The sequence below is a fragment of the Varibaculum timonense genome (assembly GCF_027694345.1).
Classification (GTDB): domain Bacteria; phylum Actinomycetota; class Actinomycetes; order Actinomycetales; family Actinomycetaceae; genus Varibaculum; species Varibaculum timonense_A.
In genome coordinates this window covers 51,615-75,558 of sequence record NZ_JAQEVU010000006.1, presented here as the reverse complement: position 1 = coordinate 75,558, position 23,944 = coordinate 51,615, and the positions used below count along the sequence as shown (strand labels likewise).

The following is a 23,944-nucleotide window of genomic DNA, read 5'->3' as shown; positions in this document are numbered from 1 at the left end:
CAAAACTGAATAGAATACCCAATCGAACTAGCGCAAAGGAGCGCGTATGTTAGCGACATTGAACGATCTTCTGGTACCGATGGCGACAGCCACCCCAGGTAGCGGCGAGATTTTCGCATCAGAATTTTTTGGCACCGCCATCCTAATCATGTTCGGTGTTGGCACCTGCTGCACCAATAACCTTTTGAAATCGAAAGGTAACGGCGGGGGCTGGTTAATGATTAACTTTGGGTGGGGTTTGGCAGTGTACATGGGTGTGTATGCTGCCTTTAAGACCGGCGGTCACCTCAACCCCGCAGTGACGATTATGAAAGCTGTTTGGCATGGTTTAGACAGCAACGTAACTCTGAACGGACCAAGTGTAGCCAAGGGCGGGATTCCGGTCACTGCAACCAACGTCCTTATTTATATTGTTGCCCAAATGCTCGGGGCAATGGTAGGCGCTTTGATTGCCTACCTGGCTTACAAGAAACAGTTCGATCAAAAGATGGAAGATCCTCGCTTTAAGCTATGGTGTTTCGCTACCGCTCCCGAGGTTCGTTCACCACTATGGAATACCATCTCCGAGATTATCGGCACTTTCGGTCTACTGGCATTCGTAATGGTTTCTGGTGGTACCCCAACCGAGGTTGGCCCCTTGGCGGTGGCTCTCTGTATCGTAGTCATCGGTATTGGTTTGGGCGGTCCTACCGGGTACGCCATCAACCAGGTTCGTGACTTGGGACCGCGTATCATGTTCAGCTTACTCCCGATGAAGGGCGGAAAGTCTGATGCCGACTGGGGTTATTCCTGGGTACCGATTCTCGGTCCTACCATTGGCGCGATTATTACCCCACTGATTGTGGTCGCCGTAGGCATGGCCGTTTAGCAGCAGTTCGTTTAATCGTTTAATTAAGCACTATCTATTTTTAAGGATTTAATATGACCGAGAAAAAATATGTAATGGCAATTGACCAGGGGACGACCTCCTCACGTGCTATTCTTTTTGATCACAGCGGACAAATCGTGTCGGTAGGACAAAAAGAACACGAACAGATTTTCCCGAAGGCGGGTTGGGTTGAGCACAATCCCATTGAGATCTGGGATAATATTCGCTCCTGCGTGGCTGATGCACTACAAAAAGCCCAGGTAAACCGGCATGAAATTGCCGCAGTCGGGATTACTAACCAGCGGGAAACCGTAGTGGTTTGGGACAAGAACACTGGGGAACCGGTATATAACGCGATTGTTTGGCAGGATACCCGCACCTCGCAGATTATTCGGGAACTCGCCGGCGAGGAGGGAATGTCAAAGTACCGGGATATTTGCGGGCTTGACCTATCTACCTATTATTCAGGTCCGGAAATCAAGTGGATTTTGGATAATGTCGAGGGCGCACGCGAGAAGGCAGAAGCCGGCGACCTGCTGTTCGGTAACACCGACTGCTGGGTACTGTGGAATATGACTGGCGGCGTGAACGGCGGGGTGCACAAGACCGATGTCACCAACGCTTCCCGTACCATGCTGATGGATATTCGCACCCTCCAGTGGCGCGAAGATATCTGTAAAGACTTTGGGATTCCCATGTCGATGCTGCCGGAGATTTGCTCCTCTTCTGAGGTCTACGGTTATGGACGTAAGAACGGCTTGCTGATTGACACCCCGATTTCGGGTATTTTGGGTGACCAGCAGGCTGCTACTTTCGGTCAGGCCTGTTTTGAGAAAGGCATGGCAAAGAACACCTACGGTACCGGTTGCTTCGTGTTGATGAATACTGGTGAAGAACCGGTATTTTCTGAAAATGGTTTGCTAACTACCGTGGCTTACAAGATTGGTGATAACAAGCCAGTTTACGCTCTAGAGGGTTCGATTGCGGTTGCTGGCTCGCTGGTACAGTGGCTACGCGACAACCTGGGAATGATCAAGAGCTCGGATGAGATTGAGAAGCTGGCCAGCACAGTTGATGATAACGGTGGCGTCTACTTTGTGCCCGCATTCTCTGGTTTGTTCGCCCCCTATTGGAAGGATGATGCCCGGGGTGCGATTGTGGGTCTAACTCGTTACAACAACAAGGGACACATTGCGCGCGCGGTACAGGAAGCAACTCCTTATCAGACCCGTGAAGTATTTGACGCGATGGTGGCAGACTCGGGCGTGGAGCTTAAAGAGCTGCGGGTAGATGGTGGCATGACCAAGGACGAAATGGTTATGCAGTTCCAGGCCGACCAATTGGGCGTGCCGCTGGTTCGTCCTCAGGTACTAGAAACTACTGCCTTGGGCGCAGCTTATGCTGCCGGTATCGCCGTAGGATTCTGGGACGGTGAACAGGACGTGATTGATAACTGGGCAGAAGGCAAACGCTGGGAGCCGGGTAAAGATCGCGAAGAGTACGACCGCAACTACCGTCTATGGAAGAAAGCGGTTACCCGCACCTTCGAGTGGGTAGATACCGACGTAGAGAACGCCTAGTCGTCAAGGCGTTTGGTCACGTAAGAAAATAGTTTTGCGTGGCATATCGGGGTAATACCTGCAATAGCTATATAGTGAAACCTCCAATGCGGGTTCGGGAAACAAAAGGTTTTCCGAACCCGCATTTTCAATGTTCTGGGGCTAATGCCGGGCTAATGCCCATGTTTTGTTACCAGGCTTTCAAAGTAGCTATGGGTAGTAAACGATGAGAGTTTCTAGGGATATCAGCGATAGGGGTTCACATCTTTAACGCACTTTGGTACGAATCATTGCCCCAGCTGGTAGGGGCAATGAGCAGGGGAAGGAAAACTCGTGTGCGGGATGATTGATTTCTGGTACTTCATGTCCAAATTCATCCCGTAAATCATGGTCAGGGATTTGGTATTCAATTGGCCCCGCACCAGGAATTAAAAACTCGATAGGCATTAAGGGGGTTATCTTATTCTTCGCTAATATATAGACCCGTCCTTCATCTGAGCGGTGTTCGCGAACGCTACCTAACCAACGCCAAGCGTTTATATATCCCCCTTTGGTAATGGATTCACTGGCCGGGTTTTCGGGATAATAAAAACCGGTTGAGTATTCCCGATGGGTAACTTTATAGGGCTCTTGGCCAATCCAATCAGGCAGAACTACCTTATCGGTTGGTTCTTCACCGGGGATAAACGGTTTAAGCTCTTGCCCTTGCGCATTTTCAAAACCGCGTTGAAGCATATATTCATTAACCGCGCATTTATAGGCATTCGCCATAGCGGCCACATAGTAGGCACTTTTAGCGCGTCCTTCTATTTTTAGGCTGGTAACCCCGGCATCAATCACGTCTGCTACGTGTTCAACCATATTCATATCTTGGGAGTTGAACAGAAAAGTACCCTGATCGGTTACTTCAACCGGAATAACGTTCCCGGATTTTTTCTCTTCCACCACGTGATATTTATAGCGACACGCTTGCACGCAGTCCCCGTGGTTAGCGTCCCGCCCGGTGGTGTGTTGAGAAATCAGACAACGCCCCGAAAACGCCATACACATTGAGCCGTGCACAAATGCTTCAATCTCAAGTTCAGGGGAAACATGAGCGCGCAGCATCCGGATTGCCGGTAAATCAAGTTCTCGTGCCAGGACTACCCGGCTAGCTCCCAGGGCGGCTAAAGCTTCAGCGGCCTGATAGTTGGTTACTCCCGCCTGAGTGGAGATATGAATATCCGTATCGGGAGCAACCCGGCGCGCTGCCATTAAAACCCCGATATCGGTAACTATGAGGGCGTCTACCCCAATCTCACCTAGCTGTCCCATATATTCGTTCATGGCTACAACTTCGTCACTGTCCGGCAAGATATTGCAGGTTACATAAACCCGCGCCCCCCGCTGGTGAGCATAGGTAGTCGCGTCATCGAAATCTTCGAGACTGAAATTGCGGGGAGCCGCCCGCATCCCGAAAGCTTTCCCACCGCAATAAACCGCGTCTGCCCCAAAATCGATAGCAGTCTTTAGGGTGTCGAGATTACCGGCTGGTGCCAGCACCTCGGGGTTTGAGCGACGTAGGATTTGCGGAAAAACTGCGTGATTATCAATGTTCACCAGATAAGGATACGAGAGATGGGGTAGCAATATCCAGATTTGAACTTAGGCACGCCTAACCCTAAGATATTTATTCGGTAGACCGAAACCTTAATAGAAACGAGGATAAATGAAACTAAAATCAGTTTTCGCAAGTATTTGCGTACTAGCGTTAGCAACCTCCCTAGGAGCGTGCAGTAAAGCCAGTACCGCTGCCGATACCAATAAAACTGGTCAGAAACTCAAAATTGTGGCAACCACCGGATATCTAGCTGATGCGATAAAAAACATTGCCCCGGAAAGTGAAATCACCACCCTGGTAGCTCCCGGCGGAGACCCCCACACTCAGGAACTAACCACCAAAGATACTGAAAAAATCCAACAAGCTGACCTGGTTGTTTGGACCAGTCACGATATGGAACACAAGATGATGAAACAGTTTGACGGACTAGGAGATAAGTCCTTACCCGCAGCTGAATCCATACCGAAAAAAATGCTGCTCGACTGGGAAGAGGACGGGAAAATTGAAGGTCATGACCCGCACGTATGGAACGACCCTATTGCCTGGCAGTACGCGGTTAGTGCCACAGCTGAAAAAATTGCCAAAATAGATAAAGCAAACGCGGAAAAATACCTTAAGAACGGCAAAGAGTACAACGCAAAAATCCAGGCTTTGCACGAGAAAGCAAAAGTACAATTCGAGAAGATAAGCGCTGATCGCCGCACCCTAGTAACTGGTCACGACGCATTTAACTACCTCGGTCGAACCTATGGACTAGAAATAATGGCTACCGATATGGTTTCTTCTGAATCAGAAATCTCTGCCGTACAGCTCGAAGAGCTAGCGAGTAACATCGCTAAAAAGAAAGTTCCAGTAATCTTCTACGACAATCTAAAAAGCCCTGAAGTGGTAAAACATTTGAAAGAAATTGTGAAATCTAAAGGATGGGATGTAAAGCTCTCCGATACTGAACTTTACGCTGACACCCTGGGCGAGAAATCTCCAACCGATACTTATCTAGGAGCATTCGAGCACAACGTTTCGGCGATTATAAAAGCACTATCGTAGCCAAAGCCCAGATATTACCGGCGGGCGCTAGGAGTTACTGTCTCCTCTCCTAGCGCCCGCCTTACGGCTCCTATATGCCAATACCGCCAGATTCACCGGCTTACCGCCCGGAATCTAGCACCTAATTTGTTCTAAAACCTGACCTGATTCCACAGGAGTCTCAAATCAAATGCTTCCTTGCGTAGTAAATAACATCAGTGCCGCCTATCGTGACCGTCTTGCCGTTAATCAGGTAAGTTTTAGCGTTTCACCTGGTGAAATCATGGCCATTCTGGGGGCAAACGGAGCTGGGAAATCCACTCTTATTAAGGCAATGCTAGAGCTAATTCCCCGCAGAAGTGGGCAGGTGCATTACTTTGGAAAAGAGCTCAGCAAAAGTCGTAAAAAAATCGCATACATGCCCCAATCAGCCTCTATCGATTGGGATTTTCCGGCTCGTGTTAAAGACGTAGTGTTAATGGGAACCTACGCAAAGCTAGGATGGTTGCGTCGTCCTAGAGCAAGCGAGCATCAGGCAGCGCTTCACGCAATGCAACAGCTAGATATCGCTGACTTAGCTAATCGTCAGATTTCAGAGCTGTCCGGGGGACAAAAACAACGCACCTTCGTAGCGCGTGCTATCGCCGCAAAGGCACAGTTATTAGTGCTGGACGAACCGTTTGCCGGCGTCGATATGAAGACAGAAAAAACGATTTTAAGGGTATTACAGTCTCTGGCTGAATCTGGAAAAACCATCATTTTGGTACACCACGATTTAGCAACAGTTCGCAGTTTTTGTTCCAGCGTATTACTGCTACGAGAGGGAGAACTCGTAGCTACCGGATCATTGGATCAGGCTTTTACCTCTGAAAATATTGCTTATGCTTATGGGATTGAGGGAGTAACCTCATGAGTCTTTCTGCTAACGTTCTAACTTTCAAACTGTCTTTTTCTCTCATTTCGTTCAGTGATTTTTGGGGAACCTACAGTTTTCGCGTAATGACATTCGGAGCTGTATTGGTGGGTTTTTTTGCGGGAGCATTAGGGTCTCTTCTCTATGTGCGCCGACGATCGCTAATTTCAGACGTTATTGGTCATAGCTCTATCGCCGGTATTGTGGGCGCATTCGTGATTGCTTCTCTGCTAGGAGCTGATGGAAACTCAATTCTTATTTTGACGATTGGGGCGACAGTTTCTGGTCTATTAGCGGTAACTACCACCAACCTGATTAGCGATAATTCAAAAGTTGGAGTGGAAGCGGCTATGGCTATCTCCTTAGCTATTTATTATGGCGGAGGCATGGTAGCGCTTCGTTTACTTTCATTTTCATCTTTCTCTGGTCGTTCAGGCATTGCGCAATATTTGTTTGGAAATGCCGCCACTATGCGCCTGGTGGATGTATTTACTGTCGCTATCTTGGGTTTACTCGCCGTAGCGATAGTGATGCTGTTTTGGAAAGAAATCGCGCTTTTTAGTTTCGATGCGCCAGGGGCGGTGATTGCCGGTTTCTCCGGAAAAGTGTTGAACAGTATTATCACCGTTTGCACCACCGTGGGAATCGTAATCGGGGTGAAATCAGTAGGAGTGGTGCTGATGGTAGCTTTCGCAATTATCCCAGCCGCTAGTGCCCGGCAATGGACAGATGATTTGCGGGTTCTTTTTGCCGTTTCTGGCTTTATCGGCGCTTTAGGAGGCGCGCTTGGTTCTTATCTTGCAGTTTCAATTGGCAAAGTTCCAACTGGTCCAGTGATTGTCGTGATTTTGTCGATTGTTCTCTTGATTTCTTTACTGTTTTCCCCGCGCCGTTCGGTTCTACCGTTCCCCCGCGGATTCCTTAAACCTACTGACGGAAGGATTACGCAATGAACTTTGTATTTGCAGCGTTACTGTTGGCGATTACCACTTCGCTAACCTGCGCACTTCCGGGTACTTTTTTGGTGCTGCGCCGCCAAGCTATGTTAGTGGACGCTATGAGCCATGCAGTTCTTCCCGGGATTGTGCTGGGGGCATTTTTATCGGGGTCTACTTACTCTCCTATCATGGTGTTGTTGGCTGCCATTTTCGGGCTGATCGTGGTTCTGGGCGCAAACTTTTTGCAATCCACAGGTCGGCTGGCCGAGGACGCAAGTCAGGGCGTAGTTTTCCCGTTACTGTTTTCCGGGGGCGTAATTATGTTATCTACCACCCTAGCAGAAGTGCATATCTGTGAGGATACGGTACTGACCGGTGACTTGAACCTGTTGGCGCTCGATACCGAGCGCCTGGTTATCGGGAATCTTGATTTTGGACCCCATGCCATGTGGATGTTACTAATTGTTCTTTTATTAAACGCTTTATTTCTCGGGTTTACCTATAAAGTAATGCAATTAGGAACCTTTGATCGAGAATCTGCTAAGGTTATTGGTTTCCCAATTCGCCTGGTAGAGACACTTTTTATGGTTTTAGTGGCTTTGACTATCGTAGTTGCTTTTTCGACCGCTGGGGCTATCTTGGTAATCGCATTGCTGGTAACCCCGGCAGCAACTGCCATTTTATTGTCAAACTCCCTGTCACGGGTGATTGCATTGACAGTTTTAATATCGGTGGTTACCGCTACGATTGGTTTCTTTGTCGCTTGGCATTTCAATCTAGCAACTTCTGCGATGATGGCGTTTACCGATGGGGCGCTATTTTGCTTGTTTTTATTAGCTATCACTGTAAAAAGAAAGTGGGAGGCTCGAAAATCGAGCCTCCCACCCTGTCTAGATGAGCATCTGGCAGATGCTAAAAGGGACTAATCTGTTTATCCCTTTACCGCACCCGCTGCCAGACCGGACTGCCAGTACTTTTGCAGTATCAGGAACAGTGCAATCAGCGGAATAATACCGAATAGCGATGCCATCATCATTTGTCCATAGGGCGGCGAGAAGTAGGAAGCCATACCGTATAGACCCAAGGTGATTGGTTTTAGCTCTTCGGAAGAAATCATTAGCTGCGGAAGCACGAAGTTATTCCATGTTGCTACGAAGATAAACAGGAAGATTGTCACCATAGCGGGTGCGAGTAGGCGCAATACCATCCCGAAGAAGATACGGAATTCTCCTGCCCCATCAATCCTGGCTGCTTCTAGCAGCTCGGTTGGTACCGAGGTTTGGGCATATACGCGCCCTAGGAATACCCCGAATGGTGATACACAGCAGGGAACAATAATTGATGCCATCGTGTTATTCAGTCCCATATGCAAGAACATCACATACATAGGAACGGTCAGAATCGAAACCGGCATCAGCAGACCTGCCATGATGATTCCGGCAGTACCGTTCTTGAAGGGGAACTTAAACTTCGCCAGCGCGTAGCCCGCCATGACACTTACCAGAGTGCCGATAGTAGCAGCAACAGCTGAGTAGAACAGGGAGTTACCAATCCAGCGCCAAACCATATTCTTGGTCCAGCCGAGCAACCCGAAGTAGTTAGCCTTGGTGCTTTCCCAAACGGATCCAGAATCGTCATGCGGAGCGAACCAGAAACCGAACGAACCGGAAATCTCGGCGTTAGTTTTGGTCGAAGCGATGATTACCCAGTAAATCGGGAAAATGAAATAGAACAAGACAATTATCATCACCAAAATGGTCAGGATTTTTGCCCACATTGCCGGTTTCAAGGAACGTGATTGTAAGCCCTTGATAGAGGGGCGATATTCGACCCCACCGGGAGTAACAGCGGTTTTCTTAGTCATTACTACCACCTAGTTTCCGATCGGCTAAGAAATAAGCAACTGCCAAAATACCGGCTATTAGCGCCATAACGATTGCGATTGCAGACGCGGGCCCGTCCCCTGAAGGCGACATATAGCCCTTTGCGGTATTTAGCGCCATCATCATTGGTGTATAGGCTGATCCCATCCACTTTTGACTGGTTTCCATCACCGCTGGCTCGTTGTACAGCTGAATCGTTCCCACAATGGATAGCAGGATTGCCAGCAGGGCTGCCCCCCGCACCATCGGGATTTTAATCTTGGTAACAATCTGGAATCCGCTAGCACCATCAAGGCGAGCTGCCTCATATAAATCATGAGGAATAGCTTGCAAAGCTGCCAAGAAAATCAGCATATTGTAGCCGGTGAACGTCCAGGTCGTCATGTTTGCCATGGATAGCAAAATCATTTTCTTGCCAAAGAAGTTAATGGTTAGTTCTCCACCAAAAGCCTCTACCAGGGAGTTAAGCGGAGAAACTTCGGGGGTATAGATACATAGCCAAATGATAGCGGCAACTACCCCTGGTACTGCGTAGGGCAAGAACCAACCTAAACGGAAAATAGTTACGTGGCGAACGATTAGGGAATCAATAAGCAATGCCAAGGCAAGAGCAGAAATAATCATCACTGGTACTTGCACGATGGTGTATAGGATTACCCGACCGATTCCCGTCCAGAAAGCTCCGGAAAAAATAACATATTGATAATTCTCGAAGCCGACGAATACGTTATGAGATTCACCCCCGCCGAATGCGCCGCCACCTTGCGTTTTAACTTGGAAAAAACTTGAATAAACCGATATGCAAATCGGCAAAATGAAAATTAGCAGGAAAAGAATCGTAAACGGTGCCATAAATGCCCAGCCCGTAAGCGCTTCCTTTCTTGCTCGAGGCGTCTTTCGCTCCTTTGCGACCCCCGCCCCAGGTGGGAGCGCATCAGCATCACCTGCTGGTTTACGCTTTTCTACTTTAGTAGCACTCATGGTTAAATCCCCACGTATCTGTATTAAAGATTATTGGTATGCACCACAGAATGGATGTGTCTATTTTATTTCATTCAATAGCTTGGGATATACGGTTACGGCTCGAAATTCGTAAAAATAAACCGAAAATATAGCAATCAAAGGTATATCAGATATAGAAATGGAGGCACCTACCAACTTTGCGGGATGGTAGGTGCCTCCCAGATGCTTTCGGATACATCCTGTATCGAAAACATCAACTAAGACTCAAGCTCAGTTACTTTACTTGAAGATTCAGTTTCTTCAAAGCGTCCTTGAGCTGATCGCCCGAGTTCTTGAACACGTCTGCAACCTTCATGGTGCCGTCTCCGGCAGCAGCGCCGCCTTCACCACTGAGGTAGCCCTGAGGTACCGACCAGGAGGGCGGGAAGGTGAACGGTTTCATGTTGGTGTTAGCAGTGGTGAACTCTTTGATTACGTCCTGACCGCCGTAGAACTTGGCATATTCAGGAGCTTTAGGAGTTGCTTTTGCAGCTACAACCAGACCCTGGCTAGCTAGATCATCAACCTGCTCGTTGAACCAAGCGTTGAACTTCATAGCCTGTTCAGGGTGCTTACAGGTCTTGGAAACTACTACGCCAGAACCACCGTCGGGGCCGGAAGCACCACCAGGTAGCTGAGCGATAGCCCATTTACCGGCCTGATCAGGAGCGTCGCCAGCGATAAGCGGAGCTTCCCAAGCAGCACCGATGGTGCCAATCAGTTCGCCCTTCTGAACGGCAGGAGCCCACTCGTCAGCCCAGCGACCAACTACCTTTGCAGATTTTTCGTCAAGTAGTTTCTGCCAGAAAGCAGCAACGGAAGCGGAGCCCTTGTCAGTGGTATCAACTTTCCAGGCATCGCCTTCTACTCCGAACCACTGACCACCGGCTGCGGCAGTCATAGCGGAGAAGATTTGTGCGCCCTCGTCACCTTCGTAAGCCACAATGTACTTGCCTTTTGCAGCAGCAGCCTTTGCGGTGGTGGTGAACTCTTCCCAAGTGGTGGGTACTTTCAGACCCAGCTTCTCAAATTCTGCTTTGTTGTAGAAGTAAACCAGCGGGCCGGTATCCTGCGGAAGCCCCAGGTACTTGCCATCAACTGCCATTGATTCAAACGGACCGGGCAGGTACTTGTCTTTGTACTGGGTAGCATACTTGCTAACGTCCTGTACCAGACCCTTTACGTATAGTTCAGCCAAGTCAGCGTAACCAGCCTGGTACAAACAAGGCGCATTCTTTGCGTCGGTGTCAGTCTGTACTTTCTTGATTAGCTCTTGAGCTTTACCATCAAATTTCTTCGGGGTTACCTTGATATTTGGGTTCTCTTTATTCCATTTATCAACAATCGTCTGAACTTTTACCGCATTATCGGCATTGTCAAGACGGTGCAGGTATTCAATTTCTACCTTTTCATTGCTTTTGCTGTCAGTAGAACCAGCTTTGTTATCAGCACCGCCACAGGCAGCTAGCCCCAATGATGCCATTGCGACTACGCCAGCTAGAGCAATGCTTCGTTTTAGCTTACGAGACAAATCAAACCTCCTCGTCGAGCTGACCCGCTACAACGCGAGTCATTGAAAACTCATTAAGGATTATAGCAAAACTGGATTATCCCTGAAATTATTCCGAGTTTGATATGAAAATGAAATATTTTCGTATCCAAAATGTTATAAACTAAGTTGCTAAACCTCGGAGTAATCTCCGGAACCTTAGAGCTGCTTAAAGATTAACGCTCACGTCCTGCAACGCGTCCTTAATCGCGCCAATATCTTTACGGGAGGACATATCCAGCACCCCGCAAGCCACTGGAACAACCTCAATGTTCGAGCCGTTTTGAATCAGGTAACGTACCGCATCCGTCAGTTCGTATTCTCCCCGCACCGAGGGCTCAATATTTTCGCAAGCGGTAATAATACTTTGGTCGAATAGCCAACAATTCATATTGACTGGGGCATTAGGGTGGGCTGCCATTTCCACGTCAGAGGGCTTTTCAATAATGTTCTTCAACACCCCGTCGCTAACATCCATAATCGCATAAGCTTTCACCCGTTCTGCCTCGATATTAGAGTTCGCGATTAGCTCTGCCCGCGAAAACCCAGCTACCGCAAGCCCTGGGGCTTGCACCAATTGCTTTAATACCGGCACAGGGTAGTAGTTATCGGAATTTAGAACCAAGGAGCGATCTTCACCGATAAAATCTGCGGCAGCCGCGACCGCATTTGCCGTTCCTAGCGGCTCTTCTTGAATCGCATAGCTGATGGTTACCCGATTCTTTTCTACGTTGTCATAGTAGTTACGGAATGCATCATGTTCTGGACCGATTACCAGGCAGACCTCTTTAATCCCGGCATCAGCAAATGCGCTGATTACATAATCTAAGAAAGGGCGCCCAACGTTAATTAATCCCTTGGTACCTGCCGAAGCGGCAGCGGCTTGTTCGCCAGACAGATTAGTAGTTTCGTCATTTGCGCGCATCCGGGTACCTAGTCCCCGAGCCAAAACAACTGCTTTAGTAACCGCCATAAAAATCACCTTTGAAGTCAAATATCGGAATAACTAAGACTGCTCAATAATAGCAAGCTAAACCTGCCACAATCACGAGACGGGGTAGGTAAATACGATATCTATGCGCATAAAAGCCGATTGACAATAACTATTTCTCGCGAATGCTGCGGTCTGTTTAACCAACCGCATTGTTAAGGCGCAGCCGCCGGCGTAAAGTTAGAGTGTTTGAACTTTAACAGCGGCGTTGGGAGCAACCGAGATGACCACGATAAAAGGGCGAGTTTTTGATGGTTTCGGAAACCAGATTGGAAGCGGTCTAGTTCTAGATGGCAACCAGTTAGCTGAGGTCATTCCGGGAACTCCTGACGCAAATTGGCCGCTCATTGTTCCCGGTTTTGTCGATGTTCACTGCCACGGTGGGGGCGGGTTTTCTTTCCCCGACACCACTGATCCAGATGAGATAGCTACCGCGATTAAAGCTCACCGCAGTGGGGGCACAACCGCCCTATTTGCTTCCTTGGTTTCTCTGGCTGACCCCCTGCCCTATATCAAGGCTCTGGTTCCTTTCTGTGAAAAGGGCGAGCTTGTGGGTTTGCATTTAGAAGGTCCTTTTATCTCGAAAGCAAAATGTGGGGCGCAAAACCCAGAAGTTATCCGCCCAGCTGATTTAGCGGAGCTTGAATCTTGGCTTCAGGCTGGTCAGGGCTGGTTTAAGACCATGACTATCGCACCGGAAACCGATAATGCACTTCCGGCCGCGAAACTGTTACTCAAATATGGAGCGGTTCCCTCCTGGGGTCACACTTCCTGTAACGAGGATCAAGCCCGCCTAGCTTTGGATTACACGGTTAAAACCGCCGGTGAACTTAACTGGCAGGGATACGCGCAAACTGTTACTCACCTGTTTAACGCCATGTCCCCGATTAACCACCGTTCTCCCGGTCCGATTATCGAGTTCTTGCGATCGGCGAAAGACAGAACAGCAGGCGTTGAGGTTATCGCTGATGGGCATCATTTGAAACCCGAACTGGTGGAAGATATGTTCGCTACTTTCCCTGACGCTTCCCTATTCTTTGTAACCGATGCGCTGGCGGCCGCCTGTATGCCTCCCGGTAAATACACTCTGGGAGGATTAAAGGTTGAAGTAAAGAACGGAGCCTGCTATTTGGATGGAACCGATACCCTCTCGGGTGGGGCTTCCTGCCTGCTCAATCAGTTCGCCCTCTTTGCTCGGCGCGGACAAATCCCCCTAGCAAAACTGATTCGTGCCTGCGTGGGCACCCCGGTACAGGCAGCCTCAATTCCCGAGGACGCTCCTGGGGTAACTACCCGCTTTACTCCTGGCTGCAAACCTAGCTTTATGCTCTTAGATTCTGATTATCGGATACAACGGCTATTTAGGCAGGGTGAAGAAATCGAGCCATCCACAACAGAGAGTTAAGAGCGGTTGGCTAAGCTGATTTAAGGCTATTTTCACTGCTCAAAACGGCAACCACCGGTTCGCCTAGCTAACGTAAACCGGTGGCGGTCAGGTAGGCGAGGACGGCTCGCACCCGGCGGTTGGGTTCATCCGGGGTTAAACCCAACTTCATGAACACATTCGCAATATGTTTAGCCACTGATGCGCCGGATAGAAACAGTTTCGCCGCGATTTCCTCATTCGCTAAACCTTGCGCCATCAGCTCTAAAACTTCGTTTTCGCGAGGAGTGAGGCTGGAAAGAGCAGAACTGCGTTCCCGCACCAACTTAACTGCTACTTCCGGATCTACCACTACCCCGCCACTAGCCACAGTTTTGAGCGCATTCAAAAAATCTGCCACCCGTGAGACCCGCTCTTTTAACAGGTAACCGGTACCACCCGCATGATTTCCCGGCAGTGAAAACTGTTCGGAACTAAAAAGCTGAGCCGCATAGGCGGGAGCCACATACTGGCTGAGAACCATGATTCCCAGGTCAGGATATTTTTCCCGAATCTGTACGGCGGCGCGCAAGCCATCGTCACTCATACCTGGAGGCATTCGCACATCGGTTATCAAAATATCGGGAACCTGGTCGCCCTGGTATATCTGATCGACCACTTTTAACAGAGAGGGCACGTCCTCGGCTTGAGCGATTACTTGATTCCCTAATCGCTCCAATAGCCCCGCTAAGCCCTCCCGAATCAAAGTGGCGTCATCAGCCAAGATGATTTTCAAACCCGTCCTCCTCAACGCTAGGAATTAGAATCGGAATCTCGGCGCGCACCGTAGTTGGCCCGCCCAGAGGTGAAAGTATCCGCAAGTTTCCCCCGAAAGCCTCTAGGCGTGCCTGCAAACCTGCCAAGCCGTGTCCCGGAATGATTTTCGCACCCCCACCCCCATTATCCACTATGGAAATAACCAGGGAAGAACCCGCAACTATCAGCAAAGATGCTTTAGGATTTGCAACATGTTTGGCGATATTAGTTAGAGATTCGCACACCAAATAATAGGCGGCAGCAGCGGCTCCAGCCGGTAGAGACGGTAACTCTTCCGGCAGATGCATCTCAACTTGCACCGGAGAATCTGCGCACACGTCTCGCACTGCCTCCGCTAGTCCCTTATCGGACAATACTTTCGGATGCACCCCCGCAACTGTGCGTCTGAGCGCCACTAAGGATCTATCGTTAGCGTCTTGCGCCTGCCGCAGTAAAGAAAGTACCTCCTGTATTTTTGCGCTGAACTGCGGTAGGGAGACTGATTCCTGATTTATAGAACCGTCTAAAGACCCGGCAGGTTCCGCAGGAGGCGCGTCCTCGCCCAATACCGCTCCCCCGGATGCTTTCCCCGGTCGGTCTTGACTAGATTCAGCGTCCTTTAAAGCCGCAGCCTTCGCCAATTCGTGTTCCAGTAGACTAAGAGAAAGTTCCGCCTCTCCAACTTTCATGGAAGCGGCCACTAAGTATTGTTGTGCCCCATCATGCAGGTCGCGTTCAATCCGGCGGCGTTCAATCTCGAAAGCATCTACGATTTCCCGGCGAGAACGATGTAGCTGCCTGATTTCTTGCTCGTCCATCGGATTGCCTTGCGCAATCGAATAGATGATTCGCGGGTAAATAGCCGCCGCTAGGCTAAATACCAGCCATAACGCTATGGTCGCGATTAAATCTGGCGAACCGCCCCCCAGCGATAGCGGCGCTAGCAGCCGCTGGAAATAGAATTGAAAGAACTGGGTTACCAGGTAGCCCAAAACTACTAGCACCCAGAAACTAATAGCATTAACGAACAGGCAAAACAGCAATATAGGGATGTCGCGGTTGGTTTTAGCTGGTTGGGCAAGTTTTCCCTCTCCGGTCAATAAAGAATCATTCCCGGGGATAGCCCAAAGATGCCAAATGTTCGCGTCCGGTTTACCGAGCATTGCTCCAGCGCGATAACGCACTGCGCATGTGTAGTTGGCGAGGGTGATGCGAGCTTTTTTAGGATGAATCAGCATGAACGCTAAATGCACTAGCAGCGCTAAGAGTTCTACTACAAAATAGGCTGGCCCTAGCAGCAGCGCCATGCGGGGAGCCACCCGTTTTTTGTCGTTTATTCCCTGGAAAAAGGGATCTATTCGCTGCATGTTTCTATCCTATTGGCAAGCACTAGCGTTCCGACAGAGCGTGCTCACTATTATTTAGGTAGAGCTAGCACTACCTAAAAACTAGCTTTAAGGTGCTAACCGGAATGACTGCCGCCCGCAACAATAGAGAATATGGATATATCTACCGGCGCATTAACTAAAGTTTATGGTTCACGCACCGTTTTAGCGGGGATTGATTTACATATTCCCACTGCCAGCCAGGTAGCATTTACCGGGCCATCCGGGGTGGGAAAAACTACGCTACTTTACCTACTCAGTGGGATTATTGCGCCCTCTAGTGGCGAGATTTATTTAGGCAGTAGCCGACTTAACGATTACTCCCGGCGAGATTTACAGGCTCTACGCCGGCAAAAATTTGGATTTGTTTTCCAATCAGAGCAGCTAGTAGACCAGCTGAGCGTACGAGAAAATGTGGCTTTACCACTGCTGTTAAAACGGATAGGGCGCGCCGAGGCTATGTCTCGTACCCAAAGAGAGCTGGAAAAACTGGGTTTAGAAACCATTGCTAGTCAAATAAGTGGAAATCTATCGGCTGCGTTACGACAAAAAGTAGCTCTGGCGCGCGCCCTAGTTGGAAAACCAGAAATAATTATCGCCGACCAGCCGACGGACCGGTTAGATGAGGTAACGGCGCAAGAAATCATGCAGGTGCTATCTACTACCGCTCAACAAACGAGAGCCACCCTGCTGGTAACTAGCCTTAATTCACAGGACACTAGCTGGTGCGAACGCACGATTACTTTACGGGACGGATTGATAGTTTCCGATAGAACCAAAACGGCTTTGCCGGAGAATCCTGGGGAAAACTAAATGCGAACCCTACAACTTGTTTATAGCTGGTCGCGGCGGTTCCATTATCCGAAAACTGCGGAGTTTTTGTCTCTTTTCTCAGCTTGTTTGCCTGCTTATAGTATTTGTTTGCTACTAGGAGGAATAAAAGCGGCTTTCCGTCTAGGTATCTTTTGTCTCTCGGGAGCAGATTTTCAATGTGCTGGCTCGGTACAAGACTTATTTTCGCTGCGCGAATCTGATTTAGGGAACCAATTAGCAGACGTAGTGACCGTACTGTACGGATTAATGTTCACCGCTGCGGTGACTCTGATTGTTTTTCCCTTAACAATTTTGTGGTGGAATCGTCTAACCCTAGATGAACGCAGATTAGCTGAGTTATTAAATACTTTAGGAAAATTAGGGGCCCCCTTTCACACCAGGTTTCTGGTATGTGCATTATCGATGCTCGTTTATGCGGGGCTGGGATGGCTTGGGGGAGTAACGCTCTACTTTGCATCTGTACCGCTATTGGGAAAGCTGAAACTATTAGGAATGCCTCTAGGCGGATTTAACCTAATCCCACCTATTAGCACAGTGATAATAATTTTCTTAGTATTAGCGATAGTTCCTCTGTTGAAAGCGCTGACCCTAACCCGTAAATACACTGGCATCCCCCGCTACTTACGCTCCCGCAGCAGAGTCAGCGAGCTGTCAGGGGCAACAATAGGATTAATATTTATCGGTGCCTGCCTGGTCTCGATTCCGGGGCTATCGTTTATTCTCCCGCTAACTCCCCTGCTATTAGCGGTAGTGATATTCCTATTTTGTTTACTTTTCGCTTGGATTTTCGGAATATTTTTACCAGCGAATGCCCTCTATTTAGCGGTTTGGCCACTAAGTCGCACTCGCCACTTAAGTCTGCTTTTAGCAGTGCGAAATATCCGTCTCCACCCGCAAAGATACTGGGTATCAATTACCCCGGTACTATCCTTAGTGCTAAGTTACCTGCTAACTTTCATGTTCTTAACTATTTTTCCCTATCTTTGGAAAGGATCTGGCGACCCCACCCTCCCCGGTTCCAGCGAAAGCGCCGGGGCTTGGCAGTCACTTTTAAGTAGCGAGGGCGAGTTTTTTTCATTACTGCAAACCGATATTCGCAGCGGATGGCTTATTACCGCTGGTTTGGTAGCCGCCCTCACCTGTCTTTGCGTAGCCGTGAGCACCACTGCAGATAATGAGCAAAGCCGAACCCAAAAAGCCCTATTGCTCCAGTTAGGATGCCCGCCACGTACTATTCGCAGAGCAAAATGGTGGGAAATAATCTTGCCCTACATTTTCGGATTCAGCCAGCTAATCCTGGGGGTAATCCTATTTTTAACCTTACTGGTAGCTAATGGCGGTCTAGGGGTAAGCGAAGAGCTACAAACAACCCTAAAGATTACTGCCCCGATGGCAGCCATGTTAGCGGTAAGTGTATTAGTACAGATCGGGACGTTTATGGCACTTAACCGGAGCGGCAGTGTAGCCCAATCCCCTATGTCAGGTAGAGCTAGCTATAAGAAAAAATCATTGCCTAAGTGATGGTGAACCGGAAGCAAAGAAAATAACTTGTTAGATATGAATGGACCAACTAGAGAAAGAGCAGCCATGATTCAAAATGGAAACTATCCGCAAATGCCAGCCAATAGACGTTCTTTGGTGAGCTTAAAAGATGTTTACAAGATTTATCGGCAAGGAGAAGTTGAAGTCCGCGCCCTCAACGGGGTGAACGTGGATATTTACTCCGGTCAATTTACTGCCATCGTTGGGCCTTCCGGTTCTGGTAAATCAACTTTGCTGCATTGCTTAGCGGGACTAGACGCGGTTACCAGTGGACTGGTTACGGTTGCCGGGCAAAACCTGGCCGCTATGGATGACACTAAACTCACCAAATTTCGCCGCGACCATATCGGGTTTGTGTTTCAATCATTCAACTTAATCCCCACTTTAACGGCAGCAGAAAATATCCATCTGCCCGCGCTGCTATCAGGAAAGAAAACTGCTCCTGAATGGGAAAAACAGATTATCGAAATCTTGAATTTGCAAGACCGTCTAACCCATAAACCGGCAGAACTATCAGGGGGACAACAGCAGCGGGTAGCGGTAGCTCGCGCCCTGGTAGCCAAACCAGCCCTGTTGGTAGCTGATGAGCCCACGGGAAATCTGGACTCGTCCTCGTCAATGGAAGTGCTAAAACTGCTGCGGGAAGCGGTAAACAAGTTGGGACAAACCGTAGTGATGGTAACCCATGATGCTCGCGCCGCCTCGGTAGCTGACCGGGTACTGGTGGTTCGCGACGGGCAAGTAACCCAAGAACTTAACCAACCCAGCCGCGAAGAACTGGCACAGGTGATTTAAATGTTGTTTTTAACAAAAGCAAACCTGAAAGCGCATAGCCGCCAATATGTAGCAACTGCCATCGCTATCATTATTTGCTGTGTTTTTATTTGCGGAGCCAGCAGTTTTGCCTCCGTAATGAGTTGGGTGATGGGGGTCGGAGAAACCCAATTCAACCAGAATACCCAGGTACAGATAACTAACGAGGGCGAACAATACGATACCGACAGCGGTGAGGCCGTTAAAGGTATCGTTGCCTGGGACAAAATCCCCGGTAACGACTATGAAGGTATTCTGAAAAAACAAGACGCTATTCGTAACGCTGTCGGTAAAGACCTTGACTTACAGCCGCTTTACTATCCGATGACGGTCACCACTATCAATGAGAAAACTGTTTATTTGTTCGGAACAGGGCTATTACCTGAAGGCTATTATCGCCCTCCCTTAGCTGAGGGACGCTACCCTAGTGGGCAAAATGAAATACTTTTGGGCGAAAGCTACCTGGAAAATGGCAAAACTAAAATCGGTGACCGGATTGAACTTAAAGTTGATGAGCTAGTAAACGGGGGATACACCGGGAAAGAGAAAACCATTCCGGTTACGATTACCGGCACTATTAAACAAGATGCCGCTATGAGAATCGGGAACCTGCCGGATGTGTATTACTCAGCCCAGCTAACCAAGCAGCTAAGCAGTTACGCAAAAGAAGCACCCTCGAAAATCCTGGTAAACACCCAGCAAGATCCCAAAGAGGTAGTGCAAAAACTCGGTAAATACCTAAATGACAATAAACTGCTATCCGAAGATTGCTGGGTAGTTACCGTAGAGGCGCTACAAAAATCCTCCGATAGCGGTGTGGCGAAAACAATCGGGTTACAAGCGGCTTCCCTAGCTTTCCCACTGCTAGCGGTGCTGGTATGTATTGGAATCGTTTCTGTAACTTTCCAGGTGGTTCTAGCTAGGCGGAGGCGAGAAACCGCCCTGCTACGCTGCGTGGGGGCTACCGTTTCTCAAATCAGGCGTTCCGCATTTTCCGAATGCATTATGGTGGGCGTAATCGCTGCGCTTCTGGGAACTGCCTTAGGGTGGACTGCCTCGATTGTGGTGGCAGTAGCAACCGGAATGATTGGCTCATTTACCCAAGCGATGCAAATAATCGGTTTTACCCCGGTAGTGGTATCACTCTTAACCGGGATAATAGTGCCTTTGATTGGCGGAATGCGTCCTACCCTGGGACTAGCGAAAATCTTGCCGGTAGCCGCCTTGAACCCCATGGAGCTAAACAAAATGGGTAAGAAGAAACGCCACATTGTGCGCGGTGTATTCATGGGCCTGTTTAGCCTGGCTGGGGTGGGGCTTTGGATAATCGCCTGGGTTAATAAAGGAAATAACAACGAAACAGATATGGCTATTTCCCTCACTTGTGCCCTGGGAGGATGCCTATTTATTTTCCTGGCAACCCTGCTAGCTTGCCGCAGTTTCCTACCGGCATTCACTGCCGCCCTAACTCGTCCTTTTGCAGCCCGTTCTGCGACTTTAAAATTGGCGGGGGAAAATGTAAAACGCGATCCTAATCGCACTGGGGCTACCGGGACTGCCCTGGTGTTAGGGGTAACCTTAATGGCAACGATTTTGGTAGGTACACTATCTTTACAAAGCACAATCACTGACGAAGTAAACCGCCGTTTTTCAGTGGATATGTCGCTAGTTGCCGTAAATGACTCCCATCAGATGCCCGAGGCGATAACCAAGAAATTACCGAAGCTTCAGAGCGTAAATAAGGTTGCTTCTCTACCCTCTCGGATTATCAAAGAGGCTCATGATGAAAACGGTAAACCGGTTCAACTAAACATAGCGCTCGAAAGGGTAGAAGCTTACGAGGGCGAGAAAGAAGCAGAAACCAGCTCGGCTCCGGATAAGGGGGAGGGTGAAACCGGAAACACCTCGGATGCGATTGCCACCGATTCCGGCAAGCAAAAGCCAGAAAATCGGTCAGTTTTAGCAGTCGGTTTGCCCGATAATCCCGAGGCGGTATTACGTCATCAGGTTAAAACCCCTCAGAAAGGTACTGCCTGGTTAATGACCGAGGACGAGAACAAGCTCCCCGCAAAGGTGACCTTAACTTTTGCTAGCGGACAGAAGCTGACAGTAGCTTTAACGAAGGCTCCTAAAGAAAATCAAGCCTTCCCTAGCTCTACATTTGGCTCCTATCTAGTATTGTCACGAGCTGATTTAGACAGTATTACCCCCAGTGAAACCGGGAATAATCCGGCAGGCGTAATCTTCAAAATGAATATGGAAAAAACCCCTACCGAGATTTTGGAGGACATTCAGGAGCTATCAACCTTGGCTCCGGCAGATTCTTTAGCTCAAACTGGAGGGGTAATTATTACTGCCTCCGTTAATCTGCTGCTAAAAATACTGATGACCATTCTGCTATCCCTATTAGGGGTATCTGCCCTGGTCTCCTTGGTGGGGGTCGCGAATACTTTGAGTCTTTCAGTAGTTGATCGCAAACGCGAAAACGCTCTACTCCGGGCTGTTGGTTTTACTCAAAAACAGATTCGCGCCATGCTGCTGACCGAGGGGACGCTAATCGGATTAGGGGCGCTGATTGTCGGGATTGGAATGTCGATACTGTTCTCATGGTTCGTGATGCAATGTATGCCTTTCAATGGTTTCATAAGTCCGAAAGACATTCACCTGCAAATCCCGTGGCTCTGGTTAGGGATAATAATCCTGGTAACTGAAGGGTTCTGTTTCCTAGCCTCGGTGCTGCCCGGTCGCCAAGCCGCTAAAGCCAGCCCGGTAGCTGCTTTAGCTAGTGCTGACGAGTAAACAAGCAGATGGGTCAATAGCCCGATTGCAGTTTGGGGGGCGCTGCCAAGCAGCGCCCCCCCAATAAAGTATCATCAGCTCAAATAGTATTTTGGGGCTGAATCCTCCGGACAAATAAGTGCCGATTAGAAGCCAATTACCCCTAATCAGGTAGGGAATCTACTCCAATCTCCAGGGCGAGCCGGTGGCTTTGACCCGGCTGCAGCAAAAGCGCATTTTCGCGTGCGTTTCCAAACTCAATTCCGGCAAATCGGTAAACTTCCTGGTCGGGAATATCGCTAAAATCTTTAATAAACCGATCCCACGGTGTCCACACGATAGTGGATTTAGACCCCGATTTCTTTAACCAAATCTTCCTCCTCCAAGCTGAATCATAAATTTCCAGGTTAGAAGCGGAATCATAAATCCGGTCAAATGACTGATTAAAAGTAATCGGCTGGTCTTCACTAGCTTTCTTGTCAGTTAAAGTATCTAAGAAAACTGCGTGTTCCAGACCGTGAAGCTCACACTGCCTTAAATCACTAAATCCCAGGTAGGTATGGAATACCGCCTCAAATGTGAACGGGTGATCATCGGTATTTACCGCCTCCAATATCAGCCGTAGAGTCTTACCCACCTCGATTGTTAGCTGTGCTGAAAAAGCATGGGGAAATAGTTCTCCGCCTTTATGTGACAGGCGATAGGTCAGCACTTTATAGCCCGCTTCAGCGCCCGCTTGGATATCCCCATTACCGGGCATTTGCGACCTAGGGAATTCAATTCCTTTTCCCCCTGGAACTTGCACCGCTGGGCTTGAGGCGCTATCAACCCGCTCCCAAACAGTAGTTTTCGCAAAACCATGATTACCAGCTGCACCTGCCGGGGCTGCCGGCGAAAACCTGGGATTGCCGAACCAGGGCAAACAAATCGGGATTCCACCTCGCACGGTAGTGTCCCCCGAAAAACTAGCTTGGTCAGACAGCCAAACAACTGGATTTTGCCCCCGCGGAGTCCAAGAAAGCACCTGCGCCCCAAAATCAGTAATTTCAGCTAGCGAGTATTCAGTGTCAATCTTGCGTACCTGGATTTGAGTATCACTTGCCATAAGGCAAGCATATATTCAAAACCTTTAGTCAGCGCCGAAACCAAATTAACGGCTATATCCCGCCATTTCTTCTAGGCGGGCAATCCGTTCATCCATAGGCGGATGGGTAGAAAACAGATGCTTTAACCCCTTCCCGCGGAAAGGATTAGCAATCATCATGAAACCAACCTTCTCGGTTTGCGGATTACTCTGCAGAGGACGCGCCACCGTTCCCGCCTCTAGTTTCTTTAGCGCACTGGCTAAAGCTAAAGGATCTCGCGCAAGCTCAGCGCCGGTCTCATCTGCGTCAAACTCGCGCGTCCGAGAAATCGCCATTTGGGTAAACATCGAGGCAATCGGGGCTAACAACATCAAAAGAACCATCGCCACCCCGCCAAGCGGGTTATTGTCACTGTCGCGGCGTCCTCCCCCAAAGAAAAACAACATTTGCGCAACCGAAGTAATCAGACCGCCAATGGCTGAGGCCACCGAAGAAGTCAAAATATCGCGGTTATAGACGTGCATTAACTCGTGCGCCAAAACCCCGCGAAGCTCACGCTCATCAAGGAGCTGTAAAATCCCCTCAGTACAGCAAACCGCTGCATTTTGCGGATTACGTCCCGTAGCAAAGGCGTTAGGGGCCGAAGTAGGAGCAATATACATTCGAGGAACCGGCTGACCGGCAGTTTGCGAAAGCTCAGTAACAATCCGCACTATTTGCGGATATTTCCCCGGATCCACCGGGTAGGCGTTCATGGATCTAATCGCGATTTTGTCTGAATTCCAGTAGCTATAAAAAGTTGAAATCAACCCGATAGCGGCAAAAATCCAGATAAAAGCGGAACTGCCGGTACCGTAAGCAATCAGATAGCCAACTAGCAGCAGTAACGCCCACATCAAAGCGAACAGCATCCCAGTTTTCAAGCTATTACTAAAGCGTTTCTTGCCCATTTATCCCTCCTGATTACCCCGCAATCTAGCAGGTGAAACTGCACGAATA

Annotated in this window: 20 protein-coding genes; 11 read left to right on the top strand and 9 right to left on the bottom strand. The window is 49.0% G+C overall.

The window, feature by feature from the left end; genetic code table 11:
• Positions 1 to 46: 46 nt before the first annotated feature.
• Together PG728_RS06255 and glpK are read left to right on the top strand one after the other, a co-directional pair.
• Positions 47 to 868 carry an MIP/aquaporin family protein gene (locus PG728_RS06255; protein WP_270626457.1) on the top strand — a complete coding sequence of 274 codons (822 nt, stop codon included), beginning with the start codon at positions 47 to 49 and terminating at the stop codon, positions 866 to 868.
• Between the two features lie 53 nt (positions 869 to 921).
• Positions 922 to 2,448 carry a glycerol kinase GlpK gene (glpK, locus tag PG728_RS06250; protein ID WP_072510385.1) on the top strand — a complete coding sequence of 509 codons (1,527 nt, stop codon included), beginning with the start codon at positions 922 to 924 and terminating at the stop codon, positions 2,446 to 2,448.
• A gap of 246 nt (positions 2,449 to 2,694) precedes the next feature.
• Here glpK and PG728_RS06245 read toward each other — a convergent pair whose 3' ends face one another.
• On the bottom strand, positions 2,695 to 4,026 hold the full coding sequence (locus PG728_RS06245; protein WP_270626454.1) for a peptidase U32 family protein: 1,332 nt from the start codon (positions 4,024 to 4,026) through the stop codon (positions 2,695 to 2,697).
• A gap of 109 nt (positions 4,027 to 4,135) precedes the next feature.
• On the opposite strand from PG728_RS06245, the gene PG728_RS06240 reads away from it, so the two are divergent.
• The 4 genes from PG728_RS06240 to PG728_RS06225 all read left to right on the top strand — a co-directional run bounded on the left by PG728_RS06240 (position 4,136) and on the right by PG728_RS06225 (position 7,830).
• On the top strand, positions 4,136 to 5,074 hold the full coding sequence (locus tag PG728_RS06240; RefSeq protein ID WP_270626453.1) for a metal ABC transporter substrate-binding protein: 939 nt from the start codon (positions 4,136 to 4,138) through the stop codon (positions 5,072 to 5,074).
• A 169-nt stretch (positions 5,075 to 5,243) separates the two neighbouring features.
• Positions 5,244 to 5,966: a metal ABC transporter ATP-binding protein gene (locus tag PG728_RS06235; protein ID WP_270626451.1), complete on the top strand. Its 723-nt coding sequence runs from the start codon at positions 5,244 to 5,246 to the stop codon at positions 5,964 to 5,966.
• Positions 5,963 to 6,919 carry a metal ABC transporter permease gene (locus tag PG728_RS06230; RefSeq protein ID WP_270626449.1) on the top strand — a complete coding sequence of 319 codons (957 nt, stop codon included), beginning with the start codon at positions 5,963 to 5,965 and terminating at the stop codon, positions 6,917 to 6,919. The genes PG728_RS06235 and PG728_RS06230 overlap by 4 nt, the downstream gene beginning before the upstream one ends.
• Entirely contained in the window at positions 6,916 to 7,830 is a 915-nt protein-coding gene (locus tag PG728_RS06225; protein WP_270626447.1) for a metal ABC transporter permease, read from the top strand. The genes PG728_RS06230 and PG728_RS06225 overlap by 4 nt, the downstream gene beginning before the upstream one ends.
• Before the next feature lie 5 nt (positions 7,831 to 7,835).
• Here PG728_RS06225 and PG728_RS06220 read toward each other — a convergent pair whose 3' ends face one another.
• The 4 genes from PG728_RS06220 to PG728_RS06205 form a co-directional block, all read right to left on the bottom strand.
• The gene (locus tag PG728_RS06220) at positions 7,836 to 8,768 is read right to left on the bottom strand and encodes a carbohydrate ABC transporter permease (protein WP_072510390.1); all 933 of its coding nucleotides are present in this window, start codon (positions 8,766 to 8,768) and stop codon (positions 7,836 to 7,838) included.
• On the bottom strand, positions 8,761 to 9,639 hold the full coding sequence (locus tag PG728_RS06215; RefSeq protein ID WP_270626624.1) for a carbohydrate ABC transporter permease: 879 nt from the start codon (positions 9,637 to 9,639) through the stop codon (positions 8,761 to 8,763). Before PG728_RS06215 ends, PG728_RS06220 begins: the two co-directional genes overlap by 8 nt.
• Positions 9,640 to 10,024: 385 nt before the next feature.
• On the bottom strand, positions 10,025 to 11,320 hold the full coding sequence (locus tag PG728_RS06210) for an ABC transporter substrate-binding protein (protein ID WP_270626445.1): 1,296 nt from the start codon (positions 11,318 to 11,320) through the stop codon (positions 10,025 to 10,027).
• 187 nt (positions 11,321 to 11,507) lie between these two features.
• On the bottom strand, positions 11,508 to 12,311 hold the full coding sequence (locus PG728_RS06205; RefSeq protein ID WP_270626443.1) for a sugar phosphate nucleotidyltransferase: 804 nt from the start codon (positions 12,309 to 12,311) through the stop codon (positions 11,508 to 11,510).
• Positions 12,312 to 12,552: 241 nt separating this feature from the next.
• On the opposite strand from PG728_RS06205, the gene PG728_RS06200 reads away from it, so the two are divergent.
• Positions 12,553 to 13,734, top strand: coding sequence for an N-acetylglucosamine-6-phosphate deacetylase (locus PG728_RS06200; protein WP_270626441.1), 1,182 nt, complete (start codon positions 12,553 to 12,555; stop codon positions 13,732 to 13,734).
• A gap of 67 nt (positions 13,735 to 13,801) precedes the next feature.
• On the opposite strand, the gene PG728_RS06195 is transcribed toward PG728_RS06200, so the two are convergent.
• Positions 13,802 to 14,488: a LuxR C-terminal-related transcriptional regulator gene (locus PG728_RS06195; RefSeq protein ID WP_270626439.1), complete on the bottom strand. Its 687-nt coding sequence runs from the start codon at positions 14,486 to 14,488 to the stop codon at positions 13,802 to 13,804.
• Positions 14,469 to 15,875 carry a sensor histidine kinase gene (locus PG728_RS06190; protein ID WP_270626437.1) on the bottom strand — a complete coding sequence of 469 codons (1,407 nt, stop codon included), beginning with the start codon at positions 15,873 to 15,875 and terminating at the stop codon, positions 14,469 to 14,471. Before PG728_RS06190 ends, PG728_RS06195 begins: the two co-directional genes overlap by 20 nt.
• A 132-nt stretch (positions 15,876 to 16,007) precedes the next feature.
• Here PG728_RS06190 and PG728_RS06185 point away from each other — a divergent pair, with 132 nt between their 5' ends.
• The 4 genes from PG728_RS06185 to PG728_RS06170 all read left to right on the top strand — a co-directional run bounded on the left by PG728_RS06185 (position 16,008) and on the right by PG728_RS06170 (position 21,881).
• Positions 16,008 to 16,706 (top strand): ABC transporter ATP-binding protein, encoded by a 699-nt coding sequence (locus PG728_RS06185; RefSeq protein WP_270626435.1) that lies wholly within the window; start codon positions 16,008 to 16,010, stop codon positions 16,704 to 16,706.
• 108 nt (positions 16,707 to 16,814) lie between these two features.
• On the top strand, positions 16,815 to 18,248 hold the full coding sequence (locus tag PG728_RS06180) for a hypothetical protein (protein WP_270626433.1): 1,434 nt from the start codon (positions 16,815 to 16,817) through the stop codon (positions 18,246 to 18,248).
• 66 nt (positions 18,249 to 18,314) lie between these two features.
• Positions 18,315 to 19,064, top strand: a complete 750-nt coding sequence (locus PG728_RS06175; protein ID WP_270626623.1) for an ABC transporter ATP-binding protein — start codon at positions 18,315 to 18,317, stop codon at positions 19,062 to 19,064.
• Entirely contained in the window at positions 19,065 to 21,881 is a 2,817-nt protein-coding gene (locus PG728_RS06170; protein WP_270626432.1) for an ABC transporter permease, read from the top strand.
• Between the two features lie 142 nt (positions 21,882 to 22,023).
• Here PG728_RS06170 and PG728_RS06165 read toward each other — a convergent pair whose 3' ends face one another.
• Together PG728_RS06165 and htpX are read right to left on the bottom strand one after the other, a co-directional pair.
• A complete protein-coding gene (locus PG728_RS06165; protein WP_270626431.1) occupies positions 22,024 to 22,965 on the bottom strand; it encodes a D-hexose-6-phosphate mutarotase in 942 nt (313 codons plus the stop codon).
• A 45-nt stretch (positions 22,966 to 23,010) separates the two neighbouring features.
• Positions 23,011 to 23,895 carry a zinc metalloprotease HtpX gene (htpX, locus tag PG728_RS06160; RefSeq protein WP_072510400.1) on the bottom strand — a complete coding sequence of 295 codons (885 nt, stop codon included), beginning with the start codon at positions 23,893 to 23,895 and terminating at the stop codon, positions 23,011 to 23,013.
• Positions 23,896 to 23,944 lie beyond the last annotated feature (49 nt).

What these genes read in the sequence shown, in the direction of transcription:
- PG728_RS06255 (WP_270626457.1), top strand. Translation starts at nt 47, where the DNA reads ATGTTAGCGACATTGAACGATCTTCTGGTACCGATGGCGACAGCCACC.
- glpK (WP_072510385.1), top strand. Translation starts at nt 922, where the DNA reads ATGACCGAGAAAAAATATGTAATGGCAATTGACCAGGGGACGACCTCC.
- PG728_RS06240 (WP_270626453.1), top strand. Translation starts at nt 4,136, where the DNA reads ATGAAACTAAAATCAGTTTTCGCAAGTATTTGCGTACTAGCGTTAGCA.
- PG728_RS06235 (WP_270626451.1), top strand. Translation starts at nt 5,244, where the DNA reads ATGCTTCCTTGCGTAGTAAATAACATCAGTGCCGCCTATCGTGACCGT.
- PG728_RS06230 (WP_270626449.1), top strand. Translation starts at nt 5,963, where the DNA reads ATGAGTCTTTCTGCTAACGTTCTAACTTTCAAACTGTCTTTTTCTCTC.
- PG728_RS06225 (WP_270626447.1), top strand. Translation starts at nt 6,916, where the DNA reads ATGAACTTTGTATTTGCAGCGTTACTGTTGGCGATTACCACTTCGCTA.
- PG728_RS06220 (WP_072510390.1), bottom strand. Translation starts at nt 8,768, where the DNA reads ATGACTAAGAAAACCGCTGTTACTCCCGGTGGGGTCGAATATCGCCCC.
- PG728_RS06215 (WP_270626624.1), bottom strand. Translation starts at nt 9,639, where the DNA reads ATGGCACCGTTTACGATTCTTTTCCTGCTAATTTTCATTTTGCCGATT.
- PG728_RS06205 (WP_270626443.1), bottom strand. Translation starts at nt 12,311, where the DNA reads ATGGCGGTTACTAAAGCAGTTGTTTTGGCTCGGGGACTAGGTACCCGG.
- PG728_RS06200 (WP_270626441.1), top strand. Translation starts at nt 12,553, where the DNA reads ATGACCACGATAAAAGGGCGAGTTTTTGATGGTTTCGGAAACCAGATT.
- PG728_RS06190 (WP_270626437.1), bottom strand. Translation starts at nt 15,875, where the DNA reads ATGCAGCGAATAGATCCCTTTTTCCAGGGAATAAACGACAAAAAACGG.
- PG728_RS06185 (WP_270626435.1), top strand. Translation starts at nt 16,008, where the DNA reads ATGGATATATCTACCGGCGCATTAACTAAAGTTTATGGTTCACGCACC.
- PG728_RS06175 (WP_270626623.1), top strand. Translation starts at nt 18,315, where the DNA reads ATGATTCAAAATGGAAACTATCCGCAAATGCCAGCCAATAGACGTTCT.
- PG728_RS06170 (WP_270626432.1), top strand. Translation starts at nt 19,065, where the DNA reads ATGTTGTTTTTAACAAAAGCAAACCTGAAAGCGCATAGCCGCCAATAT.
- PG728_RS06165 (WP_270626431.1), bottom strand. Translation starts at nt 22,965, where the DNA reads ATGGCAAGTGATACTCAAATCCAGGTACGCAAGATTGACACTGAATAC.
- htpX (WP_072510400.1), bottom strand. Translation starts at nt 23,895, where the DNA reads ATGGGCAAGAAACGCTTTAGTAATAGCTTGAAAACTGGGATGCTGTTC.